Here is a 26,612-nt window from a genome sequence, read left to right on the forward strand (position 1 = left end):
AAATGAGATCCGAAGCAGGCTCTACAGAATCTTCATTATTGCGTTCATTCCGTCGTTAGTGGAGAACCGTCCACTGAGTAGTACGCGGGTCGCTGTTCGGGAGGGTTTGGCAGTCCATCCTGATCAGATTGTAGGAGAGGATTTCTTTTGCTTTGCCGGGCCGGCGGGTTCCAGTTGTGGGTTCGTCGCTGGCACGAGGCCTAGGCTTGAAAATTCGCTTCGGAGGACCTTGGCCCACGCGGCGTAGCCCAGACCGTTAAGGTGTAGGGCGTCAGAGGTAAACTCCTCCCGCAGTGCGCCGTTGTCATCGGCCAGTGCAGGCCACAAGTCTACGAAAACCGCGTTTTCCCGAGCAGCAATATTGCGGAGTAGTAAATTCAAGAACGTGATATTTTCGCGGTACTTGCGGCGGCGCGGCATAACACTGTTAATCAGGAAAGGAGCTTTGGGAGCGCGTTTCCTGATCTCCTTGACCAGTTCTTGAATAGACGCTGCGATGTCTTCTGCTTTTCGTTTTGCCCCGCCCAGGTCATTCGTCCCTATCAACAGAGATATAGCCACGGGGTCATGGATCGCAGTGTCCAGTCTGGTGAGGACTCCCTGTACGTCGTCGCCACCGATGCCGCGGTTAAGGGTTTGCAGCTCGGGGAACCATTCGTCCCACTGCCCCCCTTCGGTAATGCTGTCCCCTAGGAACAGGACTCTCCGAGGTGGGAGCGGCAGCTCTTCAAACTGGGAACGGCGCATGGTGATGCTCCGCGAAACGAATCCAAGGATCAAACGAGCGATGGGGTTCATTGATTCTTTACGAAGGGCAAGCACGATTCATAGTTTATTCCCGGTCGGGAGAAAACCCAAGGGCGGCACCCTAAGTAATCCGAGTTAGGATGCCAAATGATCGCTGATTAGCCCGGCGGCAGCCCGCATTCCTTCTCGGTTAGGGTGGAACGAAACTCCGTTTCCGGGCTTGGGCCGGAAACCGTTGACCCAAGGTTCTGGACATCCAAGGGCATGGTTCTCGCTGAACTGCGAGAGTTTAACGAGCTCAGATCCGGAACGAGCTGCAGCGTCTTGGAACATTTGTGCGACCTGCTCGCCAATCACCCGCAGTGTGGACATGGTTTCACTGTCGAAAGGTGCTGAGGGCCCCGGTGTTGTTCGATGCCCGATTATCGTGAGGTAGTCGACAAAGACGACGCGTACCTTTGGGGCCCGACGGTGAATTTCCTCCGCGACGCTAACTAGTCCCGCAGTGGCACGGTCAATTAGTATTCCCGGCTTCTCGCTTATCTGTGGGAGTTTAATTCGCGAAAGGACAGGCTGCTTTGACAACCAGCCCTTCAATGCGGCTGCGTACATCGAACCGATGTATCCGACGTCATTGCCACCCGCTGTCAGGGTGACCAGATCGCTGTCGTGAGACAGGCCCCGGATTTGAGGCTGCAATTTTAGGAGGCCGACCCGCTGTGAACGGGTAAGAATTGTTTCCGTGGTTGCACCCGATATAGATAAATCTGTGAGCCGGCAACCTAGCTTCTCAGCGAGAAGGTGCGGGTAGTTGAGGGTAGATCGTTGAGCGCGTCGACTCTCTATAGGCCGGATGCCTGGACCAGCGGCAAACGAACTTCCCAAAGCACTTAGGTGCGTGATTTCGAGCCTGGTCTGGCCGGAAGCCTCTGCGGGACTGCTGTTCACTTATTTCTCCTCGAGGATTGCGGGTCGGCGCCGGCAGAAAGGAGCGGCGGTGGCAATCGATGGCTGGTGAGGCCGGTCGGCCTATGCCGGTCTTGCTACCGGCGTTCTCGAAAGGGCATCTCTCAAGCTTGCAAGATGCCACCGCGTCACCTTGCTGATTTGCTGGAGTTGTCGCGGGTCGTAATCTTGACGGTTGCTTGGGTCAAGCCGTCCGCTTTGGCCGTGAACGTGATCTCTCCGGGACGTGTTGTAGTACGAATAATTGCTTGAGCCCGTCCCTGGTAGGTGCTGTGGGTTGGAGAGCTCAGTTGTTCAGCGGTCGCAGGGTTGGCGCTTCCGAAGCCTAGTAGCGTTCCTTCGCCTTCTACGCTGACTGTCACGGGCTTGTCAGCGAGTGGTTTGAGCACGCCGTTCTTGTCAGTGAGCTCGACATTGATGTAGACCAGGTCAGCGCCGTCTGCTTTAGCCTCGCCGCCAGTTTCAGCGTTTACTCGCAGGAGTGTTTCAGGGCCGGCGGAAGTCAGCACGTCCGAGCCAATAACATCACCTGATTTGTCGTATGCGGTAGCTGTGAGCTTCCCCGGCACATATGGCACGGTGAAGGCAGTGCGAAATTGATTCTTCCCCCTGACTTTTCGGGAAGCGATGAGCTTATCGTTCAGGTGCAGGTCAACACGGTAAGCGTCAGCGTATACCTCCACTTCGGCTTTGACGCCTTCGTATCCGCTCCAGCTCCAACTGTGAACAGCGTCGGTCGGCCGCCAATTGTTCTTGGTGCGCTTCTGGCCAGCATGGTTCAAGGGACGCACGGACAAGAACGGGCCTCGTGTCCGGCCCCACACAATCTCGTTGTAGTACGACCAGGGTTGCCGGTAACCGGTGATATCGATGATCGGTGCCCCTGCCAGGAGTGCCGGGTAGGGCTGGAACAGTTTGCGGGGACTGTCATACTGCTGAGTGGCGATGCCGGCTTCCCCTACGTAGTCCCAGGCTGTCCACACGAATTCGCCGATGACGTTGGGCATGGCGTTGATCAGCCGCCATAGTGTAGCGGTTGTGCTGGGGGTCGTTTCCGTACCAACGATAACGCGGTCCGGATACCGCTTGGTGTCCCTGACCCACCGGTCGTGCCCGTAGTTGTAACCCGCAACATCGAGGGCGAACTGTGCTTCCCTCGTCCTATTCTCGGCTTGGGGGAGCCTGAGCAGCAGCGGAGTGAGCTTCTCGAAGGCGCCCATCAAAAAGTTGAGCGTCGCGATCGTCTTTTCAGGATTGCCCGCCTTCTCTTTGTTCTCGACCTTTTCGGACTCCACTTTGGGGTCGTCCTTAGGGGCAATAAAGCTCAGGAAGACGTTCACCCCATTGGTGATGAAGCGGTCGGGGTCCGCTGATCGGGCGTGAGCGGCTATGTCGTAGCCGAGCGCCTTGCCTTGGTCAGTGGAGATCTCGCCAATTTCATTGCCGATCGAATACATGATCACGGAAGGGTGGTTGTAGTCCTTGGCGATCAGCGCGTCGAGGTCACGTCGCCACCACTCCAGGAAGTGGCGAGAGAACCCATCGCGGGACTTGGGCCTCCACCATTCATCGCCGAGTTCATCCATGACTAGCATCCCGAGTTTGTCGCATGCTCGAAGAGTCGCCCGTGAGAGGGCGTTGTGAGCGCTTCGGATCGCGTTGTAGCCGGCATCACGGAGGATGCGGATCCGGCGTTCTTCGGCAGCCTCCAGTGTGTGGGCGCCGATGATTCCGTTGTCGTGGTGGATGCAGCCCCCGCGCAATTTAGTTGTGGCGCCGTTGATTTGGAGGCCTTGGTGCGGGTTGACAGTAACAAGCCGGATCCCAAACGTATCCTCGGCTGTGTCGAGGCCGTCGTTCTTGTCGGCGAGCTCTGCGTAGACGCTATACAGGTGCGGATGCTCCGGCGACCAAAGGTGTGCGCCGTCGATAGTAATTTCGAAGGCATGGACGGAGTTTGTTCCCGGCGGGGTCACTACCTCTTGGGAGGTTGCCGAAATCTCTTTGCCGTCCGGCCCCGTAAGAGTGACTCTCAATGTGGAGGTGCGGGCTTTGATGTCGTCGTTAGTGACAGTGGCACGGGCATGAACCGTAGCGTTGGTGCCCTCCAGGCTAACTGTCCGCAACTGCAGGCCGGTCGGATCGATATGCAGAAGAGGACCGATCAGGAGGTTGACCGGGCGATAGATTCCGCTTCCTGAATACCACCGCGAATTTGGGCCTGACGGGTTATTGGCAACTACCTCGAGGATGTTTTCTTCCCCGTACTTCAGGTGGTCATCAAGCACCACTCGGAACTCTGCGTAGCCCGAGGGGCGCCCCCCGATGAGTACGCCGTTGAGGTAGACCTCCGAGCGCATGTAGACACCTTCAAACTCAATGACAACGTGTTGCCCGCGCCATGCTTGGGGCGCAACGAAGGTCTTGCTGTATCTGTACACGCCACCTGGGTAGAAGCCTGTGTGGTAGCCATTTGCCGTTGCCGGGTCGCGTTTTTCGTAGAGCATGGCATCGTGCGGGAGTGTCACAGCCGTGGGCTTAGCGGACCCGGCAATGCCGGAAACAAGCCAGTCTGTATTGAACGGTGTGCGTTTCATAATCCCTCGTTATGGTGATTGAACTGACAGAAAGCAGCTGGAACTGAGTGGGCGCCGTTTGGATGCGAGCTTATGGTCTTGCAATTAAGTGGCGGTTTCAGCGGCACCGACTAAAACCAACGCCGCCATGGGCGGTATTGCCAACCGCTGCTACTCCATAGCGCTGCCGGCGTTCTCGAAGTGGGCAATTTGGCCGATACGTCGGGCGTGCCTTTCGTCATTGCTGAAAGGAGTCTGAAGAAAGGCTTCCACGAGGTCGAACGTTTCCTGAGCTGAGTGTTGCCTTGCTCCCAAGGCAACAACGTTGGCGTCGTTATGTTCCCTGGCGAGAACGGCCGTTGAGTGGTTCCACACTAGTGCCGCACGGATGCCCTTCACTTTGTTTGCCGCGATTTGTTCACCGTTGCCGGAACCGCCAAGAACAATGCCCAACGCATGCCTCCCCGACTGTTGGTCGGTGATAACAGCCCGGGCTGCACGAATGCAAAAAGCGGGGTAGTCGTCTTGCGGGTCATACGTCTTTGGCCCGTGGTCAACAACTTCATACCCTTTTGCTGCCAGGCGCCTTACGAGATCAGCGCTAAGGTCAAGCCCGGCGTGGTCAGTGGCTATATGGACCCGGGGGCAGAGTTGCGTGTCCGTGGACATTGAATTTTCCGTTCTTATGCATGTGATCTAAGTGCTGGGTAAGGGTAGGCGGAAGCCGGCCGGGCCCATGGCGCAGCCCTGCGCCCGGCCGGCTGAACGAAACCGTCAGATGCCGCCGGCGAGTTTGTAGTAGGCGGCGTTCCAGTTCAGGTCTTTCTTGAACTGGCGGATGGTGGTGTCTTCGTCGATGGTGAGGAGTTCGGTTTTGGCGATCTCGGCGAAGTCCTCGAAGACGTCCATGCCCACCTGGGTGGAGAGCACGGTGTGGTGGGCGGCGCCGGCGGTGAGCCAGGCGGCGGCGGAGGTGGCGAAGTCCGGCTTTGGCTCCCACAGGGCGCGGGCCACGGGCAGGTTGGGCAGCGGCTGGTCGAGCGGGACGACGTCGACGGCGTTGGCCACCAGGCGGAAGCGGTCGCGCATGTCGGACAGGGCGACGACGACGCCCGGGGAGGCATCGGCGTCGAACACCAGCCGGACCGGATCTTCCTTGCCGCCGATGCCCAGCGGGTGGATCTCCAGCCGCGGCTTCGCCGCCGTCAGGGACGGGCAGACTTCGAGCATGTGCGCGCCGAGGATCTTTTCGGCGCCGGGTTCCAGGTGGTAGGTGTAGTCCTCCATCAGGGAGGCACCGCCGGGCAGGCCGGCGCCCATGACCTTCGCGGCGCGGACCAGGATGGCGGTCTTCCAGTCGCCTTCGGCGCCGAACCCGTAGCCGGCGGCCATGAGCCGCTGGACAGCCAGGCCGGGAAGCTGCCGGAGCGCGCCCAGGTCCTCGAAGGACGTCGTGAACGCGGCGGAGCCGTTGGCCTCCAGGAAGCTCCGCAGGCCCAGTTCGATCCGGGCGCCGTACCGCAGCGAATCGTGCCGGGCCGCGCCTGCGCGGAGCTCCGGCACCACGTCATAAAGGTCCTGGTACTCGGCCACCAGGGCGTCGACGTCGGACTCCGCGGCGCCGTGCACGGCGTCGGCGAGCTCGTTGACGGACCAGGTGTTCACCGCGACGCCGAACCGCAGCTCGGCCTCGGTCTTGTCGCCTTCGGTGACGGCGACGTTGCGCATGTTGTCCCCGAAGCGGGTCAGCTTCAGGCTCCGGACGGCGGCCCACCCGGCGGCGGCGCGCTGCCAGGACCCCACCTGGCGTGCCACCCCGGGGTTGGAGACGTGCCCCACGACGGTCTTCCGGGCGATGCCCAGGCGGGACTGGATGTACCCGAACTCGCGGTCGCCGTGCGCGGCCTGGTTCAGGTTCATGAAGTCGAAGTCGATGTCCGCCCACGGCAGGTCGCGGTTGGCCTGGGTGTGCAGGTGCAGCAGCGGCTTGCGGAGCAGGTCCAGGCCGGAGATCCACATCTTGGCCGGGCTGAAGGTGTGCATCCAGGCGGTGACGCCGATGACCGAGTCATCCGAGTTCGCCTCCAGCGCGGTGCGGCGGATGGCGTCGGAATCGGTGAGGACCGGCTTCCACACAATCCGCACGGGCACGGCGGAGGAGGCGTTCAGCTGGTTCGCGATCTCCTGTGACTGCGCGGCCACCTGCTTCAGGACTTCCTCGCCGTAAAGGTGCTGGCTGCCGGTGAGGAACCAGACTTCGTATTCGTCGAGGGAGGTGTTTGCTGCGGTACTCATTAAGTTCTCCATTTGAGGTTCGATAGTGGATAGTGGGGTCGGCTGCGGACCAATGACTAACCCAACGGACGTTCGGTTGCGCTGCGTGCTATTCGGGGAGCGTCCGGACCGTCGATGGTCTGGGGTTCGGGGAGTGTGAGCTCGATAAGTGCTGTGCCGGTTGGTAGTGTGCCGTGCTTGCGCGGATGTGAAGTGCTGGGGTGATCACCGATGTGCCCGCGGGCATTCCGGAGTCGAGCTCCTGAAGCATCGCGTCAACGGCGTGGCGGCCCAGTTCTTCGAAGTCCTGTCGCACTGTTGTCAGTGGCGGGATGAAGTAGGCGCTCTCCGGCTGATCGTCGAAGCCGACAACGCTGACGTCTTCCGGTACCCGTACCTCTGCTTCAGCAAAGGCTCTCAGGACTCCCAAGGCCATTTGATCGTTGGCGACGAACACGGCAGTTATCCGAGGGTCCTGGGCAATTTTTCTGCCGATGGTGTATCCACTGCCGGCGCCCCAGTCACCTACAAACAGGTGTTCATCGGGGACGCCGGCTCCGCGCAGAGCTTTCCGCCAGCCGGCTTTCCGTTCGGAGCTGTCGGGCCACCCCGGCGGACCCGAAAGGTGAGCTATCGCGCGGTGTCCCTGCTGGAGAAGATGTTGCACTGCGGCACGTGCGCCCTGCCCCTGGTCCATTATGGTCCCGCTGACATTGCTGTTGGTTGGCGATCCGACAGTTACGACAGGAACGGACAGCTTCATGTCATCCAAAGCTGCAAGAGCTTCCTCGTGGGGTACTACCACGGCGATGCCGTCAACGGGCTGGTCCATAAAATGGTTGATGGCCTCGCAAATGCTCGCCCTGTTCACTTCACGCAGCGCAGCGATGCTGACGGAATAGCCAGCGTCCCTGGCTGCCTGTTCGATGCCCATCAGCGTGTTGGCTGGACCGTACTGGGACAACTCGCTCGCCAGTACGCCGATCCTCCGCGAACGGCGGGTGACCAAGCTCCTGGCTGCGGTGTTGGGCCGGTACCCGAGCTCGGCGATCGCGGCCTTGACCTTTTCTCTTGTGCCAGTGCGGACGTTCGGGTGCCCGTTGACGACCCTTGACACCGTCTGATGTGAAACACCGGCGACGGAAGCGACGTCCTTCAGCCTTGGTGCCCTGCCATCAGTGGCCCTGCCCATAGATCACCTAGCCACTGCGTCGTGCACGGATACCGGCCGCCAGTTTGACGCGCCGGCACGCCCGTGGCGGACGGGCTCTCTCAATTTAGGGCCCCCGTGGGTTCTTGCCCGTAAACGTTTTGATAGCGGTTGAACAGGGCATCAACCGCTGCGGGCGCAATTGGGTGCGGTTCTCCTAACTGTCGCGAGAACAGCACGGATCTGGCTACATCTTCAACCATGACGGCTGCCTTGACAGCGTCACGGGCATCTTTGCCGATGGTGAACGGGCCGTGGTTCTTCATCAGTACGGCACGGGAGCGGTGGCCGCTGAGGGTATCGACGATTCCACGCCCAATGGAATCATCGCCGATGATTGCGAAGGGGCCGATGGGAATCTCGCCGCCGAACTCGTCTGCCATCGCTGTTGTTACGCAGGGTATGGGTTCGCCGTGCGCAGCCCAGGCTACGGCGTACGGGGAATGGGTGTGTACCACTCCCCCGACCTCGGGCATGTGGCGGTAAACGTATGCGTGCGCCGCCGTGTCGCTTGAAGGTGCCCTTTCTGAACCGGGCGAGTCAGGGACGACCTGGCCGTCGAGGGTGCAGAGAATCATATTGTCCGCGGTCAATTCGTCGTACAGGACGCCGCTGGGTTTGATCACGAAGTAATCAGTTCCTGGAACGCGGCCGGAGACATTGCCACCGGTCCACACAACAAGTTGGTAGCGCACAAGTTCCGCATGCAGCTTGGCGACGTCGCTTCGGACTGTTCTAATAGCCTCGGTTATCTCGGTAGACACTTGGCTTGATTGCTGGCTGGTCGTGCCAGAGCTCATGGTTGGCTTCCTTTCGGAGAGATTGCGTCAACGGCTGCGCGCTGGATTGCAAGCCCAACGGCATATCGGTCCAAGTACGTCGAGAACCCTGTTACGTCGGTTGGGTCAGGATTAGTCGTTTCAAAGGCCGCGCCGCCGAATACGTTGTTGCGGAGAAATTCATTGAGGTCTCCTGAGGGGTGGGTGGCGAAGGCCGCAAGCACAGCGATCCCCCAAGCCCCACCTTCGGAAGCCGATTCTGCGACGGAAACGGGCGCGTTTAGAGCTCCGGCAAGAAAGCGTTGAGCGATTCCTGCGGTTCGGAACATGCCGCCGTGCGCGAACATCCGGTCGACCGCAACCCCTTCTTGCGCCAGGACGCGCATGCCAAGCATGAGGGTTGCGAACACGCCGTACAGCTGGGAGCGCACAAAATTCGCAAGGGTGAACGTGCTATCGGGTCCTCGCACAAAGAGTGGCCGGCCGTCGCGCACACCAGCGAGAGGTTCACCAGCGACGTAGTTGTACGCGATTAATCCACCGGCATCTGGGTCGCCTTCGAGCGCTTCTTGAAGGAGGGCGGTGAACGCGGTGTCCTGGTCGATAGTGCAGCCAGATTTATGCGCGAATTCGGTGAAGACCTGTACCCAGACTGCAAGTTCACTTGCGCCGTTATTGCAGTGGACCATTGCTACCGGAGCGCCCGCCGGAGTCGTTACGAGATCGAGCTCGTTGCGGACCTGAGCCAACGGCCTTTCAAGGACGACCATGGCGAAGATGCTCGTGCCGACACTGACGTTGCCCGTCCGGGGGGCTATGGAGCATGTGGCGACCATTCCAGTACCGGCGTCACCTTCTGGCGGGCAAAAAACCGCCCCGGGCTGCAGCGCACCTGAGGGGTCAATCAAGGCTGCGCCAGCATCCGTCAGCGTACCGGCGTGCTCACCCGCCACCAGCACTTCGGGGAGCACCTGGCTGAGGTCGAGCGCGGGAACGGCATGGGCAACAAGTGCTTTATAACGTGCTAAAAGATCGGAGTCGTAGGTGTGGCTGGCAGAATCAATCGGGAACATGCCCGAAGCATCACCGATTCCGATTACTTTCCTTCCAGTCAGACGCCAATGAACATAGCCCGCAAGGGTGGTCATGAAATCAATGCGTGGAACGTGGTCTTCGCCGTCGCTCACCGCCTGGTGCAGGTGGGCAATCGACCAGCGGAGGGGGATGTTGAGGTCGAATACCTTTGTAAGCTCGGCGGAGGCCGCGCCCGTAGTGGTGTTCCGCCAAGTCCTGAATGGAACGAGTTGTTGCCCATCGCAATCGAAGACCAGATAGCCGTGCATCATGGCGGATACACCAATCGCTTGAAGAATGCGGGGTTGCACACCATAGCGCTCTTCGCAGTTCGCAACGAGATCTGCATAGGCTGTCCGAATACCAGTCCAGACATCGGTCAGCGAGTAGGTCCACACCCCGTTTTGGAAGCTGCTTTCCCAGCTGAAGCTCCCCAATGCAAGCACGTGCCGGGGATCATCCCCGATAAGGCAAGCCTTGATGCGAGTTGAGCCCAGTTCAATCCCCAGACGAGCGCGTCCGGAACGTATGGCATCGGCTACAGATGACGTGCCGGAAAAATTCAAAATAGTCCTTCTCTTGTTGGCTCAGGTCAGATAATTTCTCGAGATGTGAGGGGACAGCCGGGGCAGCCCTAAGAGCTGCACACGTGGATTAGCGCTAACAACGTTGCGACACTCAATTTCCAAGACCGGGAAGCACTATTCCCGTTCGAGAAAATCAACACGGGCTTCCACATTCGGTGGTGCGCACCTGGTTGTTCCGGATCCGTGCTTGTACTGGTTGTCGGCGTGTAGGAGTTTCGAGCGGAGCAATAGGAGCTTCACGTGCTATCACTCGAGCATCGCGAGTGCATACGGTGGCCCTGTTCCGCTTCTAATGCAAGCGAAGGCTTGTTACGGACGCTTCTGGATCACCGGAGTAGGCGCCCGCTTCCAAGACCACTTCCGCCGCAGCCCACTCGAACCGCCCGTTGGTGCGGCGCTGCAGTGGGCGAAGGGAACCGGCCACCTCCATCGTCTTTGTCTCCCCTGGCGCCAGGTTCACGGGCTTGAAACCCAACAAAACCCGTCGGGGGAAGTCGTCTGCCTCGATCGAACCGTAAAGCTGTACGACGTGACGGCCTGCGCGTTCTCCTGTGTTGGTGACTTGTGTTGTCGCCTTCACGTTATCTGCGGCGATCTGCGTGATGGTCAGGTCGCTGATGTCGAAGCTGGTGTAGGAGAGGCCGTATCCGAGTGGGAAGGCAGGGCTGTGGCCGTCGCGGTCCAAGAGGCGCTGCCCGAACCAGCGGTCGTACGTGATGCTGGTGGCATCCCGGTCGAAGTAGGGTAGGTGTTCCTCTGTTGTTGGGATGGAGTAGGGAAGGCGCCCGCTGGCATCGACTTTCCCGTAAAGGACGTCTGTGAGGGCGTTTCCCCCCTCGGATCCTGAGTACCATCCCACGAGCATCGCCGGGACTGTGTCGCGCCAGGATTCGGTGATGACGGCTCCTGCGGTGACGACAACGACCACGGTTTTGGGGTTGACAGCCGCGGTTGCCCGGATGATTTCCTCGTCGATGGGCCGTAGCCGCAGGCTGGCCCGGTCACCGCCGACGGTGCTGCCCATGGCGCCTGCGGCTCCCATGAGGTTGCTCGGGTCCATGCCTTCGGGGAAGGGAGGGAACAGGGCAAGAATGTCCGGGTCCAGCATGCTGTCCCCGCCGATGTATTCGCCTTCATCTTCTGCGGTGTAGCCAACGACGACGATGGCTACCTCCGCCTTTTTCGCTGTGGCGGCTGCTGCTTTGGGGTCGTCTTCGAATGAGGTGAAGAGCTGTGCTTCTGGAACGTTGTTCCTGAAGCCTTCCAGCGCCGTGACCACCTCCGGGGAGCGGACTGATGATGATCCGTGGTCGCCCGTGTTGGGTAGATTGGCCAGCCTGCCGATCAGCGCGACCGAATTCGTCTTCTCCGGACCGAGTGGCAGTACCGGTGTGCCGTCAACTGCATCGTTTTTCAGCAGGACCATTGACGTGGCCGCTGCTTCCCGCGCCAGATTCCGGTGTTCGCTGCAGAAAATGACTTCCTTTGCGGGCTCTTCCTCACGGGTGGAGGCATAGTGTCGAAGCTGGGTGCGCAGGACCCGCTTTGCTGCCCTGTCGACGTGCTCCCAAGTGACCCGGCCGGATTCAAGGTCTGCCGGGAGTTGCTGGGCGCGCTGCTGACGCATGGGCGCCTCAACGTCGAGACCTGCGCGAAGCGACAGGCCGGCGTCCCGGAAGCCGGACACAAAATCGGTGATGGTGACGCCCCCGAAACCCCATTCACTGCGGAGGGTGCCTTCGAGGAGGGTTTCGTTCTGGCCTGCCCATTCGCCGTTGACGGAGTTATAGGACGTCATGATGCCGTCCACACCTTCCTCGACGACCCGGCGGAAGTGCGGGAGGAAGGCCTCGTGGAGCGTCTGTTCGTCGGCCAGCACGTCGACTTTGAAGCGTGCATTTTCCATGGAGTTAAGGGCGTAGTGCTTTGCGACGGCCATGGCGTTGCGTTGGACGCCACGGACGAGCGCTGCGCCGAACTCGCCCAGGAGAACGGGGTCTTCGCCGTAGGTTTCCTGTGCCCGGCCCCATGCGGGGTGCCTTGGCAGGTTGATGCATACGCCACCGAAGAAGTTCCCTCCCTGGGCTCTGAGCTCACGGCCAATGGCGACGCCGATGCGCTCTTCCATCTCAACATCCCACGTCGCACCACGAGCCATGGATACCGGGAAGGCCGTGGACGCGCCCATCACTACTCCACGGGGACCATCACTGAAACGGAGGCCGGGAATCCCAAGTCGCTTGATCTCGCCCATGACGATGGGTTTGAGGTTGTAGCCGGCGCTCATCTCTGCGATCCCGACCCAAAAATCCGAGTCACCATCGAGCAGCCACAGCTTCTCTTCCTGTGTGAGCTGGCCGAGAAGCTGCTCTGTTGCCGCGTCCAGGTCAGCTCCTTGCCGGACGCTGTTGACCGCTTCGTGGAAGCTATCGGTTTTTTCGTGGAAGCTCTCGGCTTGGGTGGTCGGCATGATACTGGTCCTTCTGGTGAAGACGGGAGATGACAGGCCTCCATCCGAAGGAGAGCCTTGTGGACGCTCTACGGGTGGACGCGGGACGTAGCGGACAGGTGTTTGGGGAAAAGTGCTGCCTCCGAACCGTCAGATTGGGGGTGACGGCCGGAGCAGGAAGTGTTTTAACTGGCGCGGCAGATTGGCTTGACCAGGAGGCCCGAGTGCAGCAGGCCGCGACCTCGGAATGTCCTCAGTCAGACAAAACCTCGGCAACGCCATCACCCCGGTCATCGTTGGCACCGCAATCACCATCGGCGGAGGCTCCTACGGCATCGTCTGGCCAATCGCCTTCATCATCGTCATGATCACGGGTCTCGTTCCAACTCCTTTGGTGCGCTGCGGCCGCATTTTCGCGGCAGCATTCGCAAGACAATATTCCCGGCCCGGGGAAAAAGCAACTGTTGCCATCGCCTCCCCGGGGTCAGTGAACTTGGGAGAGGCCTTTCCCTGCCCCTCGCTTTGGTCGCGCGGCGCTTCAATAGGCTGGTGCCAGTAATTCAGTAGCCCAGTGGGTGTTCGGCAACTCCTCGCGGCAGTAGTCCAACCACGCCCGTGGCTCACGGGTTCAGTTGGCTCAATCGCAACGGCCCGTGTCGATAATTGGCCCTAAGCAGGGCTGCCGAGGTGCCGCGGTTCCCCAAGTCCCCAGGGTCAAGTCCCAGGGTGTCGGTCAGCACGATCGCTGGATTGGGCGTGACCTGGAAGGGGTTGATTCCGCCGCACCTTGACACTGATCGCCGGTACGCGCTAAATTTCCCGGGCCGGGAAAAAAGTGATTTGCGACTCAATGCCTGACGCGCGACTCCCCGCGTTTTGACCACGTCGACCTGCTCGCCTTCAAGGAAGAAGAACTATGGCTACAACGCCTGCTGAGACTCCACCCATCACCGACGCGAACGCGGTGGTTTATGTACCGAAAACTAAAGCGCTACGGCGCTATCTCGGCTTGTATTCCTTCGCCAACCTCTCCATCGCGGTGCTCTGGGGATCGCTGCTTGCAGTCCTGATCCCGCTTCAGGTCCAGCAAATGGTGTTTGGGCAGGTGTTCACCGGCGCTGACGCCGGAGTTGACCTGCAGGCACTGACGACCCTGCAGGCGGCCGTGGCCGCCGGAACGGAGACCGCCACGGCCGACCAGAATCGGCTCCTGGGCCTGCTCGCCGAGTACAACTCGTCACGGGCCACCGGACTCTCCGTTGTATCGACGGTTGGCGTCGTTCTCGGGATGCTGCTCGCCCCCATCATCGGTCTGCTGTCTGACCGCACCCGGTCCCGTTTCGGCCGTCGTGCCCCGTGGATCGCAGCCGGTGGCATTGCCGGGGGCGCGCTGATCTGCTTGCTGCCGCTCTCCCCGACGATTGCCGTGCTGGCCGTCGTATGGTCGCTAATCCAGGTCGCCGTCGGGCTCGCGCAGGGGCCCTTGGGCGTTACCGTCGCCGATCGAGTGCCCGAGGAGAGGATCGCCGGGGTCTCGGCCATCAGCGGCCTCGCCTCATACTTCGGTGCCATTGTAGGTGTCGTCACCGTGGGTGCGCTGTTCGCATCGATTGGCCTCGCGACGTATATCCCACTCGGGGTGTTGCTCTTCCTCGGCACGACAGCCTTCGTACTCTTCGCCCCTGACAAATCCTCGCGTGGGATGGTGCTGCCGGAGCGCCTGCGTTTTCCCGTGGTCCTGAGGTCGTACGTGGTCGCCTTGAGGGACCGAGACTATCGCTGGACTTGGATCTCTAGAGTCCTGCTATTCCTTGGCTACAGCATCAGCTCGGTTTACTCGGTGTATATGTTGCAGAGCTACATCACGCCCGCGCTGTCCGCCACGGAAGCCGCGCAGACGGTGCCGCTCCTTCAGGTCGCAGCGCTGCCGGCCACACTCCTGGCCATGTACGTCGGCGGTCGCTGGAGCGATAAGATCGGGCGCCGAAAGCCCTTTGTGTTCGTCGCCGGCCTGATCATAGCGTTCAGCTTCCTTGTTCCGTTTGTGTGGCCCACCCTTCCCGGGATGTTCGTGCAGACCATCCTGACCGGCTTCGGATACGGAATGTTCCTCGTGGTTGATCAGGCGCTCTTCATTGACGTGCTGCCTGACAAGGAGGCTGCAGGGCGTGATCTCGGTCTCTCCGGTTTGGGCCAGAACCTCGGCAATGCACTTGGACCCGTCGTCGCAGGCGCGGTTGTGGCGGCGTTCTCCGGAGCTTACGCCCCCGTATGGCCCATCGGCTTCGTGCTCGTCGCGATGGCCTCTCTGGCCGTTTTGCGGGTCAAGGGTGTGCGCTAGCCCTCTTCATGTGAACCGGGCTCGCTAGCAGGCAACAGGACACTGTGCGTCGGCCATTCGCAATTGTGGATCTGCTAACGACGACAGGGCTGCGGCCAGACGCGTCCTGGCCCTGTGAACCGCGTAGTAATAACTAGCCAAATATTCCGGGTCTCCGGGAAACAAGTACTCACGGCAGCCCCCTCCGGATTCGGTTCGGAAAGACCACCGCCGATCAACGCAAAAAAGCAGCCAAGGAGCACCATGACAAAGTCCGACGAAACGACCACGCTCGAGGAGACGACTGCCTTCGAGGATGCTGTGGCCCGGGTGCAGGCCGGCGCGGACCTCGACACCGAGACCGAGCGGCTCCTCGCCATGCTGGAGCCCGATGAGCGACTGTGGCTCCTCGATGGGGATAGCGAGTTCTGGGCGGGCATCGCCGAGATGAGCGTTCGCGACAACCTGAAGCCAATCGTCATGGGAGCCATCGCACGTGTGGGCATTCCGGGCCTGCGCTTCTGCGACGGTCCCCGCGGTGTGGCCTTGGGCGCATCCACTGCGTTCCCCGTCTCCATGGCCCGCGGCGCCACATGGGATCTCGACCTCGAGGAACGCATCGGCGTCGCCATGGGTCGCGAACTGCGTGCCCAGGGCGCGAACTTCTTCGGCGGTGTCTGCATCAACCTTCCCAGGCACCCCGCCTGGGGCCGCGCACAGGAGACCTACGGCGAAGATCCCGTCTTGCTAGGCGAGTTCGGCGCCGCCCTTGTCCGCGGCGCGCGGCGCAACGCTATGACCATCGTCAAGCACTTCGCCCTCAACTCGATGGAGAACGCCCGCTTCAAGGTTGATGTGCGGGCCGACGAGGCCACCCTCCACGAGGCGTTCCTCCCTCACTTCCGCCGCGTCGTCGAGGAGGGCGTCGACGGCGTCATGACGTCGTACAACTCTGTCAACGGGGAGTTCGCTGGTCAGAACGAGGAGCTGCTCGAGGGTATCCTCCGCGGCCAGTGGGGTTTCGACGGCGTCACCGTCTCCGACTTCATCTCGGGGCTGCGCGACGCAGCTCTGTCCCTTCGTGCCGGTCTCGACGTCGAGGAGCCGTTCCGGCAGCAGCGAGCGATGCACCTGCCGAACGATCTCGAAACGGGGAAGGCATCCTGGGAGCACGTCGACCGCGCCGCCCGCCGAATCCTCCGCACGCAGCTGCGTCACTACGCGTCCCCCCGGGAGGAGCAACCGTCGTCCGACGTGGTCTTCTCCGCCGAGCACCGCGCCCTCGCGCGCGAGGCATCCCAGCGCTCCATCGTCGTGCTGCAGAACGACCCGGTCGGTGCCGCGCCAGTGCTGCCCTTGCAGGCCGACGCCGTCACATCGATCGCGCTGATCGGCCGACTGGCCGACCTGGAGAACACGGGAGATCACGGTTCCTCGCACGTCCCGTCACCCGAGGTCATCACTGCCCGGCAGGGTATTGCGGAAGCACTGCCGGGCGCCACAGTGCGAACGGTCTTCGAGGACGACCCCGCCGCCGCCGCCGCCGCCGCTCGTCAATCCGAGGTCGCCGTGGTCGTGGTCGGCTACACCGCCGAGGACGAGGGCGAGTACATCGGCAACGACACGTTCGACGAAGCCGGGCTCGCGCTCATCCCACCGCTGCCGGACGGCACCGACCCGAGAACCCTCATCGGGCAGGCGGGCGCAATGCCCGGCCCGGTCGGCGGCGACCGCGCTAGCCTCCGGCTCCGCCCCATCGACGAGGCGATCATCGCCGCCACCGCAGAGGCGAACCCGCGCACCATCGTGGTCATCGTCACAGCCGGCGCCGTGATCACCGAGTCGTGGCGGCACTCGGTGCCCGCCCTGCTCATCGGCTGGTACAGCGGCACCGAAGGCGGTCGCGCCCTCGCCGACGTGCTGACCGGAGCCGTCGACCCGAGTGGGCGCCTGCCGTACTCCGTCCCCACGACGGAGGACCATCTCCCGTACTTCGACCGCGACGCCACCACGATTGAGTACGACCGCTGGTTCGGCCAGCGCCTCCTCGACCGGGACGGGCACGAGGCCGCCTTCCCGCTCGGCTTCGGGCTGTCGTACACCACCTTCGCGATCGACGATCTTGAGGTGCACGAGGTGTCCGGCGAGTCCGTTGTCGCCACGGTGCGCGTGACGAACACAGGAGAACGCGACGGCCGCCACGTCGTGCAGCTCTACGGCAGCGTGCAGGCACGGGACTTTCCCTCCCGACTGCTCCTGGGCTTCGCACCCGTGGAGCTCCCCGCCGGCGCCTCAACCACGGTCGAGGTTCGGGGATCGCTTCGGCCGCTGCAGCGGTGGACCGACAGCGGGTTCGTCTGGGCTTCCCCGGAGGCAGTACTCGAAGCCGGCGCCTTCTCAGGCGACCGGCCTACGACGGCGCCCCTGCGGCTGGTGTGACGGCATGCAACATCCACTGAGGGAGAGCACTGCATGATCAGGACGTCGCTATGATCAGGACGTCGCTTGCCGACGGTTGGACCGTCGCGCCGAAGCGCGGAGCGTTCGACGGCACCATCCCGGCCCCACCGGTTCCCGTTACGCTGCCGCACGACGCCATGATTGGTGCCGCACGCAGCGCCGACGCGGCTGCCGGCTCGCACTCCGGTACTTTCCGGGTGGCGCCGTCGAGTACATCCGGGTGCTCGAGGTGCAGGAGTCGGACTTCGATCGCTCCCACCGGCTCGTCTTCGACGGCGTCTACCGGGACGCAATGGTGTACATCAACGACGACGTCGCGAGTCAGGCCCGGTCCAGGTACACCGGTTTGTCGTTGACGCTGACCCGTTCCTCCGCCTCGGTGCGAACTCCGTTCGTGTCGAGGCCGGAGTGATCACCGTGCGGGTTGTAATCGACGGATGCGCCACTGAGGAGTGCACCATCGCGGTCGAACCGACGCCCGGCGAAGCGATCGCCACCCGGTTGGCATAGCGCCGACGGTCAGAAAGGACCGCGCAATGAGGAAGGGAAACCCGGGACGGATCTGCATGTCCGGATGGCGTGTGGATTTCGACGGGAAGGCCTGGGATCGATGAGCTAGACGAAATGTAGCAGGAGGTACCCGCCCCGATCGAGTGCAGGAGCCTGGGCCTTCTGCTACATGTCGTCTAGACGTCACCCTGAGCGCTGATGGCCCCCGTCGCCCTGACAGGTGAGGCGACGCGCGCAGGGTGACCTTTTTACCGGAGAGGAAGCACCTAGGACCCGTCAGCCACCTCTGCGGGCTCGACCGGCGGACTGCGCGTTTCAATTGAGCTGAGGTCATTCGTGGGCTGCCAGTTTGGACATCCAAGTTCTGTGCGTCGTCGGCTGCCATTTCCCCTACCACCAGTCAAACCGTGTGGTAACCGCTGAAAGTGGGGTCCTGCTTGTGGAACGTGGAGGAAAGGCGGCGTCAGCAGCGAGAGCACCATAGGGGGCCAGGCCAGCAGTGAGTTGGCCACCGGCAGGTTTGGGCCGGTTGGGGGCAGCGAAAATATTGCGCGGCCCCATCCTTCTTCTGGAGCATGTGCCGTCGGCTACGAGCAGCCCGTTGGATAAGCACCTTAGTCGCTCGAGCGTGCTGGGTCCCAGGTTGCCGAATCCGCGTGACGGACTGAACTTTCAGACAGCTACCCGCTTCCATCGCTCAACTGCGTCATTCCGTGGTTCACGCCGAGGGCCAGAGCGCAGAGCGGGCGCCTGTCCCGATTTTCCGTGGGCCAAGTCCTCGGATGACCGGTCGCGGGCCGAGGAGGGCCGTGGGGGCCGGCGAGGATCCGTTTGTCCCTTCCCATCCGATTGCGGGGCCTGTCAGTTCTCCCGCGACGATGCGAAGCGGGGAGCCTTTGGCATTCTCCTGAACGGAGTGTCTCTCTTGGGTCCAGCAATTAGCGAGCCGAATCAGGCTCATGGACGGCGCGGCCAGGCGGTCGCCTCCGGGTGGTCCTCTTTTATGCCGGTCTTCACCGGACCGACTTCTGGATGGTCCCGCACGGTACCACTGGATCAATCTCGACCGTGTATTGGCCGTTGGCCCGTTCGGTGATGAGCAGGCCTTGCATTTGTTCCAATGCTGCCGGAATCAGTCGGTCGACCGCTTTACTTAATTTGCTACCGAAACTTCGTGGGTCTTCAGAAGTTTTTCCCGCCACCGCTATGAGGGTCACATGCGATCGACTGGCAAGTACGTTAGCCGGGAAAGCTTCACCGAAAGCCGCGGGAGTACTATAGCTGATATGAAGCAAAGGCGTTCCTCCTGGGCGCCGGTGACATGCCCGGGTTGCTCTGGTAGTACCGTCGGGTCCGCGCAGATCTCGCGCGGACCCGACGGCTTTAAGGAAGGACGTGCCGGCGGCGGGCAGCGCGCCGGATAAGCGCGGTCGTCGTCAGCACCACCAGGAGCGCTGCGAAGACCGCGGCAACCGGCAGCCCGAGCGTATCGGGGCCGAGGCTGCTGATTCCGCTCGCGAGTTGGAGGGTTCCGTCTGACAGCTGTCCGCTTCCATCGCTGAGCTGCGTCATTCCCGTGCTGAGCTGGTTCGCACCAACGGCGAGAGCCTGGCTGCCGTCCGCCAGCTGACGGTCTCCCCCGGCGAGCTGGTCGCCACCGGTGGCGAGCTGGTTCACGCCGGACGAGAGCTGGTCACCGCCGGCGGCGAGTTGGTTCACGCCGGACGAGAGCTGGTCACCGCCGGCGGCGAGTTGGTTCACGCCGGACGAAAGCTGGTCACCGCCGGCGGCGAGTTGGTTCACGCCGGATCCCAGCTGCGCGCCGCCTTCGCTGAGCTGACCAAGACCCCCGGCAAGTTGAGAGGTGCCCGAATGGAGTTGTTCCAATCCTCCTGCCAGTTGCGCTGTACCGTCACTGAGGCCAGACGTACCTTGTGCCATCTGCGACATCCCATCGGCAAGCTGACGGGATCCGGTCGCGAGACCATTTGCCCCGGTGGCCAGTTGTTTCGTTCCATCAGCAAGCCCGGCGGCTCCCGCCGCAATACCCGAAGTACCATCCGCGATGGCTCCGGCTCCCGGCGCCAATTGCGTCTCGATGCCCTCGGCCAGAGCGTTGACCGTCGTCTGGATGCCTCCTGCACCGCTGTCCACATCAGAGAGGTGCGACCTGGCTGAGTCGACGGAAGACACTGCCGTTGAAAGGCCCTCGCTGACGGCGCTGACGTCGGCGCTTGCTGTCGCGGTGAGGGTCCTAAGCTGCTCGACCTGCGCCGAAGTCAGGCTGTCTCCTGCTGCGAGGTGTGCTACGAGAACCTTCAGGCTGTCCAGGGTATTCGTTGCGCCACCGGCAGACGACTGGGCGGTGGTCAGCATCGCCGCTGCTCCTGACTGCTCCTTTGCGGTGGCGCCGACGTTGGCGGTAAGCGTTGCAAGATCCTTGCCAGTGCTGCGCAGGCCTGTGCCGACCCCGCTAATCCCGTCGCGTATGCCGGCTGCCCCTTTCGAAAGGCCGGATGCGCCCTGAGCCAACTCTGCTGCTCCCGCGGCTACGTGGTCGATACCGCCAGCAACCGCCTCGACGCCGCTGGCCGTTGCCTGTCCCCCGGACGCCAGTTGATTCATGCTGGTGCTGAGCTGCGTGGTCCCGGCGCTGAGGGCCTTTGCTCCGTCTGCTGTCTTTCCCACACCGTCAGCAAGGGCATTTGCCCCGGTTGCTACTTGGGCCACCCCGTCAACATATTGCCCAACGCCGTGCGCGGTTTGGTGTACGCCGTCGACGTACTGGGCGGTGCCGTCCGCGGTTTGGTGTACGCCGTCGACGTACTGCGCGGTGCCGTCCGCGGTTTGGTGTATGCCTTGGGCCAACTTAGCGGATCCCTCCGCAGCCTGCCCCTGACCGTCACTAAATTTCTTCACGCCGTCCGCATATTGAGCGAGGCCGTTATCAAATTCCTTTGCCCCTCCGCTTAACTTCTGCGTTCCCGATGCAAGTTGCTTAGTACCGTCACCAAGACCCGCCATAAGGGCGAAATAGATGAGAATCACCGCCATGAGCATGAACGAGAGCACAGCGATGGCGACTCTCTGCCCTCGTCGCGGCCTGGATTGTAGGAATGTAGCGTTCACAAAACTCCTTTGTTCAGGAAAAAGTGGATGTAACGGTGATGGTTGCGCTCGGGCCTCTGCTGCCGGGCACTGGGCGGGAACTAGCCAGAGACCCTGGCGCGGTAGCCACGCCGAGGCACGACCTCCCACTAGGTCAGATGCGAGATCGTGCTTGTGCTCCGGCCGTCGGGTTGGGGGTGACGGCCGGAGCGGTGGGCGGTGTTTAGCGGGCGCGGCGGATTGGCAGGACCAGGAGGCCTGAGATGATGACGATGATGAAGGCGATTGGCCAGACGATGCCGTAGGAGCCGCCGACGATGGCGACTGCGGTGCCGGCGGTGACCGGGGCGATGGCGTTGCCGAGGTTTTGTCCGACTGAGGACATTCCGAGGTCGCGGCCTGCTGCTTCGGGGTCGGGGAGCAGGTCGATGAACAGGGCCTGGTCAACGACGAGGAACACGCCAAGGCCGAGTCCGCCCATGGCTGCCTGGATGAACATGGCAGGAAGAGAAGGCCAAACCCAGGGAACGATGAAGCCCAGTGCGATGATGACGGCAGCTGCGATCACGAAAGGCTTCCGACGGTGCAGTTTGTCGGAAAGCTTTCCCGAGACGGCCATTCCGAGCATTGTGGCAGGTAGTGCGACGACCTGCAGGAGGGGGCTCATCTGGGCTGCTTCTGCCGCGCTGAGTGCCGGGGTGATGTAGCTCTGGAGCATGTAGATGCTGTAGGTGGTGCCGATGCCGAACCCGGTCCAGAGCAAGACCTTTGAGATCCAGGCCCACCGGTAGTCCCGGTCGCGCAGGGCGACGATGAACGAAGCAAAGATGGTGCCAATCCGGATTTTTCCGTGGGGCAGGTGCTTGGATGACCGGTCCCGGGCAAGGAAAAGCAACGGTACGGTGAGGAGCAGAAGCGTCACGGCGAACGGGTAGTAGCTGGCAAGGCCGATGGCAGCAAAGAGCGCTCCGGCCACCACTGCGCCGAGGATGGCCGCGAAGTACACCACAACTCCGGTGACCGCCGATACCGACCCGAGGCGCTCTTTGGGCACCCGGTCCGCTACCGTGGCCACGAGGGGGCCCTGCGCGTTTCCGGCGACCTGGATGACAGACCAGGCAAGAACCAGGAAAAACAGGTTCGGCGCCAGCGGCATCAGCGTGATGCCGGCTGCTCCGACGACAGCGCCGGCAGCGATATAAGGGGCGCGCCGGCCCCACTTTGTCCGGGTCAGATCTGAAAGCGTCCCGATGATCGGGGACAAGACCATGCCCACGACCACGCCTACCGACGTCACCAGCGACAGGCCGGCAGCTCGTGAAGAGTTGAACTGCGCCAAAAGATCGAGTTGCTGCTGCTGCTCTGAGGTCGGCGTCACGGCGCCGGAAGCAACCTGGCCGCTCAAATTATTCAGTGCGGTCAGGTCAACACCACTGTCGGGCCCGAAGATCCGGGCAAACTCCAGATTTTGAACCTGCAGCGGGAGCAGGACTGTGAGCACCGCACCCCACAGCAGTGAAAAGGCCACACTTGCCAGCGCGTACGTGCTGACATAACGGCGGTAGGGCCGCGTTTTCGGTTCATAGACGGGGGACAAATCATCCTTCGCCGGACGGGGCTCCACCGGCGGAGCACCGGCCGCTCCTTGGGCTGCATCAACAGATCCCATGTACAACTCCTTCGTTGATCGCCGCGGGCATCCACCCGCGGAAGCATTCGCAAAACAATATTCCCGCACGGGGAAAAAGACAATAGCCCGACCGTGAAATGTTTGAGTGCGTCCCGTATCTAAAGTTTTGCCACGCCAGCGGCCCTTGGGTTTGGCTCCTATGCTCGCCGGGCGGCTTGCTCTTGACGAAGTAGCAAGTGAAAGCTAAATTTTTCCCACCCGGGAACAATCAGGATCGCGAAGTGGCGACTGGAGCCCGGCAAACCCCCAAGGAGATTGATCTATGCCCGCATGCCTCGGTGCTGTCCGCAAGGTGGCCGCAGCTTGCGCCGTCACCGCCCTGACCGCCTTTTGCGCAGCCGTGCCCGCCAGCGCTGCACCCCTCCCTGCACCCGAACCGGGTGCCCAGTACGTTGCGCTTGGCAGCTCCTACGCTGCTGGCGGTGGTCTGGGGCCGGCAGATCCGGCGGACCCCGGTGGGCGGTGCGGGCGGACCACCATTGCCTATCCATACCTTGTGGCCAGTCAGCTTCACCTGAACCTGACGAATGCGACGTGCGGCGGCGCGTCGATTCCCAATATCGCGACGACGCCGCAGCAGATTTGGAGCTGGGATGGCTCGAGCCAGACCGGCGAGCTGCAGATTAGCGCCGTCACCGCGGACACGGATCTGGTAACCATCACCATTGGCGGCAATGATGTCAACTATGTGGGCAACCTCATGGCCGAAGCCTGTCAAGGAGACCTTGCGGCAAATCCGCTGAGCGTGATCAGCAACCAGCTGAAGCTGTACGGGTTGTGCACGCCCGTGCCGGATTCGGTCGTGCAGGCCCGCCTCGCCGGTGTCCAGGATGCCTTAGCAGCGACCGTGGACGCTGTCCAGGAGAAGGCTCCACACGCGCGGGTGGTCCTGGTTGATTACCTGTCAGTCCTCCCGGACAATGGCAAGCCCTGTGCAGCGGTTCCCATCCCGCAGCAGCGTCAGAAGTTTCTTCTTGACGTTGCCCGCGGGATGAGCCTTGCCACCAAGCACGCCGCCCAGCAAACGGGAGCCGAGCTCGTCGCCGCGTCCAAGGACAGCCAGGGCCACGATGCCTGCTCAGCTGATCCGTGGGTCACTGGGTATGACTTTTCCCGCGGTTTTGTCATGATGCACCCGAACGAAGCCGGCCATGCAGCAGTAGCGAAAGCCCTGGTGGAACAGCTGACGCACCCCGGCGCCAGCTCCTGACCGAATCACTCCAAAGACGGTGGCGCCAAGAAAATCAGGCGTCACCGTCTTGATCATTTACACGAATGAAGGCCTGGGGATCACCGCCGCAGTGTATGCGGTGCCTCCAGCACTGACCTAAGCGCGAGGCCCGCCGCACCCAACAACGCCCCTGTACTCCCCAAAGCCGATACCAGCACGTTTCCGGAAGGGAATCTTCCCGCGGAATACCTCTGGAGGCTATCCATCAGCGAAATTCTCAGCCACGGATCAAGAACGGCAAGGTGCCCGCCAAGGACCACCAACGTAAAAGGTACGATCCGCGCCGAGGACGCCAGGGCCAAGCCAAGACAGAAACCTGCGCGCTCAACCGCCGACAGGGCCCGTGCGTCGCCTTCCTTCAACAACCCCAGCAGCACGGACAACGTTAGTGAGCGGCTGCTTCGGGCTGGATGTCCTGCGAGCCCGGCGGCGTCGGCGATCGCGTCCTGGCCGGCCACCGTTTCCAGGCAGCCCCTCCCACCGCACAAGCAGTCAGAACCGTAAGGATCAACCACGACGTGGCCCACCTCCCCCGCATGACCATCAGCGCCAGTGAAAAGTTCACGGCCGACAACGAGCCCGCCGCCGACACCCACCTCACCTGAAACAAACATGAAATCGGTGTCGGATTGATGGTCCATTTCGGCCAAGGCTGCGGCGTTGGCCTCGTTGCAAAGAACTACACCTAGCGGAGAGCCCGGAAGCAGTACGCGGAGATCCGGCCTGGCATTTTTCCAGCCCAGGTTAGGGGCGCTCACCACAACCTGGCCGGCAGCATCGATCAGTCCCGGCACCGCAAGGCCACCCCCAAGAACATCGATGCCCTTCTTCTCCGCCGCCACGGCTGTCACAGCACACTGCTGACTCAGGGCGGCCATCACTCGTTCCACCCCATCGGAGCGGTTGTCGCGCTCCCGAACCTCGTGCATGAGCAGGGTCCCAGCCAGACTGACCACACCAACTGCGAGGTAGTCGACGTTGATTTCTGCGCCGAGGACCGCTTTGTTGGGGTTCAACTCCAGCTCCACTCCCGGTCGGCCCCTCGACTGTTGATTCAGCCCCACCTCAGTGACCAGGCCGCTCGAGATGAGCTCGAGCACAAGGCTTGATACCGACGCCTTTGTCAGCCCGGTCAGTGCGGAAATCTGAGCCCGGCTGCGACGACCGGCAGGTGAGGTCTCAGCGATTCTGCCCAGCACCAGCGCCAAGTTCCCCCTCCGTACAGCCTCCATATGTCCAGCCCCGGTGACACCTTGGATGTAGGGAGGCACGGCCGTCATCACCACATCTACTCCTTCACGTCACGGGGGGCTTTGCCCGGACTGATGTTGACCCGCACCCGGGTCATCCTTATAGTTCAGAGCATAAACTATTTGGCTGCCGCAGCAGCCCCTTTACTGCAAGGACGCATCATGACTCTCTCCCCCACCCCCGCCGATAAGTTCACGTTCGGCCTCTGGACCGTGGGTTGGACGGGTGCCGACCCCTTCGGTGTTGCCACCCGCAAGGCCCTGGACCCTGTCGAGGCCGTACATAAGCTCAGCGAACTGGGCGCCTACGGCATCACCTTCCACGACAACGACCTGGTCCCGTTCGACGCCTCCGCCTCCGAGCGGGAGCTGATCCTGAAGAACTTCCGCTCGGCCCTGGCGGAAACCGGGCTGAAGGTTCCCATGGTCACCACCAACCTGTTCAGCCACCCCGTCTTCAAGGACGGCGGCTTCACCTCCAACGACCGCTCCATCCGCCGCTTCGCCCTGTCCAAGGTCCTGCGGAACATCGACCTCGCCGCCGAACTCGGGGCCGAAACGTTCGTCATGTGGGGCGGCCGCGAAGGCAGCGAATACGACGGCTCCAAGGACCTCGCCGCCGCCCTGGACCGCATGAAGGAAGGCGTGGACACCGCCGCCGGATACATCAAGGACAAGGGCTACAACCTGCGCATTGCCCTCGAGCCCAAGCCGAACGAGCCCCGCGGCGACATCTTCCTGCCCACCGTGGGCCATGGCCTGGCCTTCATCGCCCAGCTCGAGCACGGCGACATCGTGGGCCTGAACCCGGAAACCGGGCACGAGCAGATGGCAGGACTGAACTTCACCCACGGCATCGCCCAGGCCCTCTGGGCGGGCAAGCTCTTCCACATCGACCTCAACGGCCAGCGCGGCATCAAGTACGACCAGGACCTTGTCTTCGGCCACGGCGATCTGACCAGCGCCTTCTTCACTGTGGACCTGCTCGAAAACGGCTTCCCGAACGGCGGCCCGAAATACGACGGCCCGCGCCACTTCGACTACAAGCCCTCCCGCACCGACGGCTACGACGGCGTGTGGGAGTCCGCCAAGGCCAACATGGCGATGTACCTCCTGCTCAAGGAACGCGCACTGGCCTTCCGCGCAGACCCGCAGGTACAGGAAGCACTCAAGACCTCAGGCGTCTTCGAACTCGGCGAGTCCACCCTCGCCGCCGGTGAAAGCACCGCGGACCTGCTCGCAGACGCCGCAGCGTTTGAGGACTTCGACGCCGACAAGGCCGCAGAACGCTCCTTCGCGTTCGTCCGGCTCAACCAGCTCGCCATCGAGCACCTCCTGGGCGCCCACTAGCCACTTAGTACCCGCTGCGGGGCCTTGGAGA

17 protein-coding genes and 1 pseudogene are annotated in these 26,612 nt (G+C 62.2%); 5 read left to right on the plus strand and 13 right to left on the minus strand.

The genetic code is table 11. From position 1 onward, the window contains the following. Nucleotides 1-123: 123 nt before the first annotated feature. From QRM96_RS16845 to QRM96_RS16880, 10 genes and pseudogenes are all read right to left on the minus strand, one after another. Entirely contained in the window at nucleotides 124-822 is a 699-nt protein-coding gene (locus QRM96_RS16845) for a GDSL-type esterase/lipase family protein (RefSeq protein ID WP_285320338.1), read from the minus strand. A 60-nt stretch (nucleotides 823-882) separates the two neighbouring features. After that, the gene (locus tag QRM96_RS21035; protein ID WP_350224074.1) at nucleotides 883-1,695 is read right to left on the minus strand and encodes an SGNH/GDSL hydrolase family protein; all 813 of its coding nucleotides are present in this window, start codon (nucleotides 1,693-1,695) and stop codon (nucleotides 883-885) included. A 146-nt stretch (nucleotides 1,696-1,841) separates the two neighbouring features. After that, nucleotides 1,842-4,310, minus strand: coding sequence for a glycoside hydrolase family 2 TIM barrel-domain containing protein (locus QRM96_RS16850; RefSeq protein ID WP_285320339.1), 2,469 nt, complete (start codon nucleotides 4,308-4,310; stop codon nucleotides 1,842-1,844). Nucleotides 4,311-4,460: 150 nt separating this feature from the next. After that, nucleotides 4,461-4,958, minus strand: coding sequence for a ribose-5-phosphate isomerase (locus QRM96_RS16855; RefSeq protein ID WP_285320340.1), 498 nt, complete (start codon nucleotides 4,956-4,958; stop codon nucleotides 4,461-4,463). Between the two features lie 105 nt (nucleotides 4,959-5,063). Continuing rightward, entirely contained in the window at nucleotides 5,064-6,584 is a 1,521-nt protein-coding gene (gene araA, locus QRM96_RS16860) for an L-arabinose isomerase (RefSeq protein ID WP_285320341.1), read from the minus strand. Between the two features lie 88 nt (nucleotides 6,585-6,672). After that, complete coding sequence (locus QRM96_RS16865) at nucleotides 6,673-7,497, minus strand: substrate-binding domain-containing protein (RefSeq protein WP_502934899.1); 825 nt, start codon at nucleotides 7,495-7,497, stop codon at nucleotides 6,673-6,675. Between the two features lie 150 nt (nucleotides 7,498-7,647). After that, nucleotides 7,648-7,755, minus strand: a pseudogene (locus QRM96_RS21070) (LacI family DNA-binding transcriptional regulator); the annotation flags it as partial. Between the two features lie 80 nt (nucleotides 7,756-7,835). Continuing rightward, nucleotides 7,836-8,573 (minus strand): L-ribulose-5-phosphate 4-epimerase, encoded by a 738-nt coding sequence (locus tag QRM96_RS16870; RefSeq protein ID WP_285320343.1) that lies wholly within the window; start codon nucleotides 8,571-8,573, stop codon nucleotides 7,836-7,838. Continuing rightward, nucleotides 8,570-10,195 carry a xylulokinase gene (locus QRM96_RS16875; protein WP_502934900.1) on the minus strand — a complete coding sequence of 542 codons (1,626 nt, stop codon included), beginning with the start codon at nucleotides 10,193-10,195 and terminating at the stop codon, nucleotides 8,570-8,572. The genes QRM96_RS16870 and QRM96_RS16875 overlap by 4 nt, the downstream gene beginning before the upstream one ends. A 307-nt stretch (nucleotides 10,196-10,502) precedes the next feature. After that, nucleotides 10,503-12,683, minus strand: a complete 2,181-nt coding sequence (locus QRM96_RS16880) for a beta-glucosidase family protein (RefSeq protein WP_285320345.1) — start codon at nucleotides 12,681-12,683, stop codon at nucleotides 10,503-10,505. Nucleotides 12,684-13,578: 895 nt separating this feature from the next. Between QRM96_RS16880 and QRM96_RS16885 the strand changes: the two genes are divergently transcribed. The 3 genes from QRM96_RS16885 to QRM96_RS16895 all read left to right on the plus strand — a co-directional run bounded on the left by QRM96_RS16885 (nucleotide 13,579) and on the right by QRM96_RS16895 (nucleotide 17,854). Further along, nucleotides 13,579-15,003, plus strand: a complete 1,425-nt coding sequence (locus tag QRM96_RS16885) for an MFS transporter (RefSeq protein ID WP_285320346.1) — start codon at nucleotides 13,579-13,581, stop codon at nucleotides 15,001-15,003. A 243-nt stretch (nucleotides 15,004-15,246) separates the two neighbouring features. Beyond that, nucleotides 15,247-17,421 (plus strand): glycoside hydrolase family 3 protein, encoded by a 2,175-nt coding sequence (locus QRM96_RS16890; protein WP_285320347.1) that lies wholly within the window; start codon nucleotides 15,247-15,249, stop codon nucleotides 17,419-17,421. 250 nt (nucleotides 17,422-17,671) lie between these two features. Then, the gene (locus QRM96_RS16895; RefSeq protein ID WP_285320348.1) at nucleotides 17,672-17,854 is read left to right on the plus strand and encodes a hypothetical protein; all 183 of its coding nucleotides are present in this window, start codon (nucleotides 17,672-17,674) and stop codon (nucleotides 17,852-17,854) included. Nucleotides 17,855-19,335: 1,481 nt separating this feature from the next. Here the strand turns inward: QRM96_RS16895 and QRM96_RS16900 are convergent. Together QRM96_RS16900 and QRM96_RS16905 are read right to left on the minus strand one after the other, a co-directional pair. After that, entirely contained in the window at nucleotides 19,336-21,024 is a 1,689-nt protein-coding gene (locus QRM96_RS16900; RefSeq protein WP_285320349.1) for a YhgE/Pip domain-containing protein, read from the minus strand. A 259-nt stretch (nucleotides 21,025-21,283) separates the two neighbouring features. Beyond that, nucleotides 21,284-22,729 carry an MFS transporter gene (locus QRM96_RS16905; protein WP_285320350.1) on the minus strand — a complete coding sequence of 482 codons (1,446 nt, stop codon included), beginning with the start codon at nucleotides 22,727-22,729 and terminating at the stop codon, nucleotides 21,284-21,286. Nucleotides 22,730-23,012: 283 nt separating this feature from the next. Here QRM96_RS16905 and QRM96_RS16910 point away from each other — a divergent pair, with 283 nt between their 5' ends. Further along, entirely contained in the window at nucleotides 23,013-23,960 is a 948-nt protein-coding gene (locus QRM96_RS16910) for an SGNH/GDSL hydrolase family protein (protein WP_285320351.1), read from the plus strand. A gap of 80 nt (nucleotides 23,961-24,040) precedes the next feature. Here QRM96_RS16910 and QRM96_RS16915 read toward each other — a convergent pair whose 3' ends face one another. Beyond that, a complete protein-coding gene (locus tag QRM96_RS16915) occupies nucleotides 24,041-25,261 on the minus strand; it encodes an ROK family protein (RefSeq protein ID WP_502934901.1) in 1,221 nt (406 codons plus the stop codon). 132 nt (nucleotides 25,262-25,393) lie between these two features. Here QRM96_RS16915 and xylA point away from each other — a divergent pair, with 132 nt between their 5' ends. Further along, entirely contained in the window at nucleotides 25,394-26,581 is a 1,188-nt protein-coding gene (xylA, locus tag QRM96_RS16920; RefSeq protein ID WP_285320352.1) for a xylose isomerase, read from the plus strand. The last annotated feature ends 31 nt before the right edge of the window (nucleotides 26,582-26,612 follow it).

Source organism: Pseudarthrobacter sp. lyk4-40-TYG-27, from assembly GCF_030209295.1.
Lineage (GTDB): Bacteria > Actinomycetota > Actinomycetes > Actinomycetales > Micrococcaceae > Arthrobacter.